Source organism: Candidatus Clostridium stratigraminis (assembly GCF_045310675.1).
GTDB classification, from domain to species: domain Bacteria; phylum Bacillota; class Clostridia; order Clostridiales; family Clostridiaceae; genus Clostridium_AT; species Clostridium_AT stratigraminis.
The window spans coordinates 1-1,912 of sequence record NZ_JBJHZZ010000039.1 but is presented as its reverse complement, the minus strand read 5'-3'; the positions used below and the strand labels follow the sequence as shown (position 1 = coordinate 1,912).

Sequence of the window (1,912 nt, the reverse complement as noted above, 5' to 3'; positions counted from 1 at the left end):
AAACAGTAAAAAATAAGGCAAGTGTCCTATGCACAATTAGGAAGCTACACTATGCATTTTCTACTTGCAAAACACACCCCGGGGAGAAACCTCGAGATTTTTTATTTTTAGAAGGATTTGTAAGCTGAATGCAGAATATAATAATAACACTATTACACAATGGTATAATATTATGAATTTATTAATATTAGATAGGAGAAATTTATTATGCCAAATTTTGAAGATTTTATGAAATTAGATATTAGAGTTGGAGAAATTATTAAAGTGGAATATTTCGATAAGGCAAAAAAACCAGCTTATAAGTTATGGGTTGATTTTGGTGAGGAAATTGGTATAAAGAAATCAAGTGCCCAGATTACAGAATGCTATAAAATGGAGGAACTTATAGGTAAGCAGGTTTTAGGAGTAGTTAACTTTCCACCAAGACAAATTGCTGATTTTATGTCGGAAGTATTAGTATTAGGCACCTATTCTGTACAAGGAGTAGTATTAATTCAACCAGAACAGTCTGTTAAAAAAGGTGACAAATTAGGTTAATACGCCATTTTCTTGTATTACGACTCAATCGTAATTAATGGCGAAGTAGAAGTGGGGGATAAAATGAGAAACAAAATATTATTGAGTGGATTATTTTTAATTGCTTTGATAGTAGCATACCATCTATTTAATAGACCGTTTAATTGGAGAATTAACGAACATGAAGTAAAGGGTATATTATTGAATAGCACAAGGGTTTCTGATGAACAGAAGAGCAAATTAATTAAGGCCTATAATGATATGACATTTGTCAGGAGAAGAAAATCAACAGAAGGTTCTACACCCAAATATGTTTGTAATATAGAATTAATTTCTGGTGAAATAATCGACATCCAAGATGTTAGCACTACTAATTTCATAGTAGATAAACAAAAAGAGGCAAAGTATACCTCGTATTGGACAAATAGTTCAAGTTTCTATGATATCGCTGAAAATATCATAGTTAAAAAATAGGATGTAGTAAATAAGTTACTTCGCAATTTTCTTCTAAGTCTACTTAATAAATCCCGGGGAAAAATCCTTGAGATTTATTATTTTTTGAAGGAATCGTAAGTTGAATGCAGAATATAATAATAACAGTAAGGCACAAGGTAAGATATGACGAATTAATAAAAATACAATGGGGGATAGGAGCATGGATAACTATAAATTAGGAATTAAAATTATACTCGTAATTTTTACATTAATTTCTTTGCCATTAATCATAAATAGAATTCCTAATGAAAGGACTAAATTTATATTTTCAATTATTTTTTTAAGTATCTTTTTTATTTTTATATTATACGAATGTTATAAAGATCTTATCAATAAGCATTATTCTACAACTAAATTTATACTACTATCTGACTTGGTAATTATTTTTTTATATATAGTTTTTGCTATTTTAATCATAAAAAATTTTAATGAAATATTGAGTCTTAATTTTAAATTAGATAAAGATGATATTATCTTAATACCGTTACCTATTATATTAATTAGACATTTCTTAAAAAGTAAAAGGTTTATAAATAAGAATAATTAATACTTAGTATTCTTTTATTATTCAACAAATAAAATAAAACAAGAAAGGGTTACATTGCGGAAAATAATTGCGCCATGTAGCCTATTTTCATGTATGCTAGCTGTACCAGATTTACTTAGTTATTAGCTAGACAGATGCTCCCTTCACCCTAGTAGGTTAGCAAATATTGTAATACACTTGCTCAAGTACTATTAAAATGATATAATTATAACATAATTAAATCCATAATTGGGGGCGATTAACAACGCGAGGAAAGAATATTTTGAATTTTATTCTATGTTGTTGATTTACAATTAATATTGACCCCTCTTTTACATTGAAAATTGACCCCTCCACTTTAAAATATTATCCTTT

At 27.9% G+C, this 1,912-nt stretch carries 2 protein-coding genes; both read left to right on the top strand.

Annotated features, from left to right (window positions below; all coding sequences use genetic code 11):
- The first annotated feature begins 207 nt into the window (after positions 1 to 207).
- Positions 208 to 537 (top strand): tRNA-binding protein, encoded by a 330-nt coding sequence (locus tag ACJDUG_RS17740; RefSeq protein ID WP_406771200.1) that lies wholly within the window; start codon positions 208 to 210, stop codon positions 535 to 537.
- Between the two features lie 12 nt (positions 538 to 549).
- Positions 550 to 990, top strand: coding sequence for a hypothetical protein (locus ACJDUG_RS17735; RefSeq protein ID WP_406771199.1), 441 nt, complete (start codon positions 550 to 552; stop codon positions 988 to 990).
- Positions 991 to 1,912: the final 922 nt, after the last annotated feature.

Excerpts from the sequence above, each read along its gene's own strand:
- ACJDUG_RS17740 (WP_406771200.1), top strand. The coding sequence starts at position 208 with ATGCCAAATTTTGAAGATTTTATGAAATTAGATATTAGAGTTGGAGAA.